Annotated in this window: 2 rRNA genes (1 of these 2 cut by a window edge); both read right to left on the reverse strand. The window is 58.6% G+C overall.

Features of this window, described 5'->3' with window-relative positions:
- Positions 1 to 286 precede the first annotated feature (286 nt).
- Positions 287 to 401, reverse strand: a 5S ribosomal RNA gene (gene rrf / locus P24_RS18830).
- A gap of 153 nt (positions 402 to 554) precedes the next feature.
- Positions 555 to 2,500: ribosomal RNA gene (locus P24_RS18835) — 23S ribosomal RNA — on the reverse strand; it runs 797 nt beyond the window's last position.

A 2,500-nucleotide genomic window follows, 5' to 3' on the forward strand; every position in this document is an offset into this window, starting at 1 on the left:
CCTTCAGGTTATGAGCCTGACGAGCTACCGGGCTGCTCCACCCCGCGCCGGGTGTGGTGTTGGCTGGCACGGTTGAGTTTCGCGCCGGCTTGAAGCGTTGTGGGCTGTGGGCCGCTCCGGCGCTGCCTGTGTTCGGGTGCGGCGGTGCTGGGAAGCGGAGCGGGGACATGGTGTTGGGGGGAGGTTCTGCCGGGGGCGGAGGAGGCCCGCCCTGGCAAGAGGGCGGTTGCCTGTGTGCGGCTGCGGCCTGTATCGGCTGGCGTTCTAGTGTGAGCGTGCTTGGAAGATCTGGCAGCGACCTACTCTCCCGCGTCTTGAGACGAAGTACCATCGGCGCTAGGGGTTTTCACGGCCGAGTTCGGGATGGGATCGGGTGTTTGCCCCCTGCCATAACCACCAGATCGTCGAAGCACGCCCTGATCCCTGTCCGGGACCCGGAACGCTGACCTGTTTGGCCTGCAGCGGCTGTCGTTGTTTCGTGATGTCTCTTGTCTTGCCTGTACCGGCAGGGCGTCACCTGGCATGTGCCGGGCGTTGCCGCTGCGTGTGGTGGGCTGATCAAGCCGATCGAGCGATTAGTACCAGTCAGCTGAACGTGTTACCACGCTTACACCCCTGGCCTATCGACGTGATGGTCTATCACGGCTCTCAAGCGAGACCTGGTTTTGAGGGGGGTTTCCCGCTTAGATGCTTTCAGCGGTTATCCCGTCCGTACATAGCTACCCTGCGGTGCCGCTGGCGCGACAACAGGTACACCAGAGGTACGTCCATCCCGGTCCTCTCGTACTAGGGACAGATCCTCTCAAGTCTCGAACACCCACGGCAGATAGGGACCGAACTGTCTCACGACGTTCTAAACCCAGCTCACGTACCACTTTAATCGGCGAACAGCCGAACCCTTGGGACCTGCTCCAGCCCCAGGATGTGATGAGCCGACATCGAGGTGCCAAACAACCCCGTCGATATGGACTCTTGGGGGTTATCAGCCTGTTATCCCCGGCGTACCTTTTATCCGTTGAGCGATGGCCCATCCACGCGGGACCACCGGATCACTATGACCGACTTTCGTCTCTGTTCGGCATGTCTGCCTCACAGTCAGGCGGGCTTATGCCATTGCACTCGACAGCTGATGTCCGACCAGCCTGAGCCCACCATCGCGCGCCTCCGTTACTCTTTGGGAGGCGACCGCCCCAGTCAAACTACCCGCCATGCAGGGTCCCGGACCCGGATAACGGGCCGCGGTTAGATATCAGAAGACAGAAGGGCGGTATTTCAAGGGTGCCTCCACGCAAGCTAGCGCCTGCGCTTCAAAGGCTCCCGCCTATCCTACACATCCAACTCCTGATACCACTGCAAAGCTGTAGTAAAGGTGCACGGGGTCTTTCCGTCTGACCGCGGGAACTCCGCATCTTCACGGAGAGTTCAATTTCGCTGAGTTGATGTTGGAGACAGCGGGGAAGTCGTTACGCCATTCGTGCAGGTCGGAACTTACCCGACAAGGAATCTCGCTACCTTAGGACCGTTATAGTTACGGCCGCCGTTTACCGGGGCTTCAATTCGGAGCTTGCACCCCTCCTTTTAACCTTCCGGCACCGGGCAGGCGTCAGACCCTATACGTCGCCTTGCGGCTTCGCAGAGCCCTGTGTTTTTAGTAAACAGTCGCCACCCCCTGGTCTGTGCCACCACCTACTGGTTGCCCAATGGGAGGTCCCTCTTATCCCGAAGTTACGAGGGTAATTTGCCGAGTTCCTTCAACATCATTCTCTCAAGCGCCTTGGTATACTCTACCTGCCCACCTGTGTCGGTTTCGGGTACGGTCTATATGCCAGGGCTATTTCCTGGAAGTCCTACGCTGCACCCCCAATCCGATAAGGAGATACAACTATCGGCCTTCGTCACCTCTGGCAGGCTGGGGAATATTAACCCCATTCCCATCGACTACGGCTGTCGCCCTCGTCTTAGGAGCCGGCTCACCCTGCGCGGATTAACCTTGCGCAGGAACCCTTGGGCTTTCGGCGAGAGTGTTTCTCACACTCTTTGTCGCTACTCATGTCAGCATTCTCACTTCCGATACCTCCAGGAGGGGTCACCCCTCTCCCTTCGCAGGCCTACGGAACGCTCCGCTACCGATATCCAAAGGATATCCCACATCTTCGGTGCATGGCTTTAGCCCCGTTACATTTTCGGCGCAGGACGGCTTATCTAGACCAGTGAGCTATTACGCTTTCTTTAAAGGATGGCTGCTTCTAAGCCAACCTCCTGGCTGTCTTGGCCTTCCCACATCCTTTCCCACTTAGCCACGACTTGGGGACCTTAGATGGTGGTCTGGGTTGTTTCCCTCTTGACGACGGACGTTAGCACCCGCCGTCTGTCTGCCGTGCTGTACTCACCGGTATTCGGAGTTTGGTTAGGTTTGGTAAGGCTCGCGCCCCCCTAGCCCATCCAGTGCTCTACCCCCGGCGGTAATCGCTACGACGCGCTACCTAAATAGCTTTCGCGG

It is taken from the genome of Oceanibaculum indicum P24, from assembly GCF_000299935.1.
In the GTDB taxonomy this organism is placed as follows: Bacteria; Pseudomonadota; Alphaproteobacteria; order Oceanibaculales; family Oceanibaculaceae; genus Oceanibaculum; species Oceanibaculum indicum.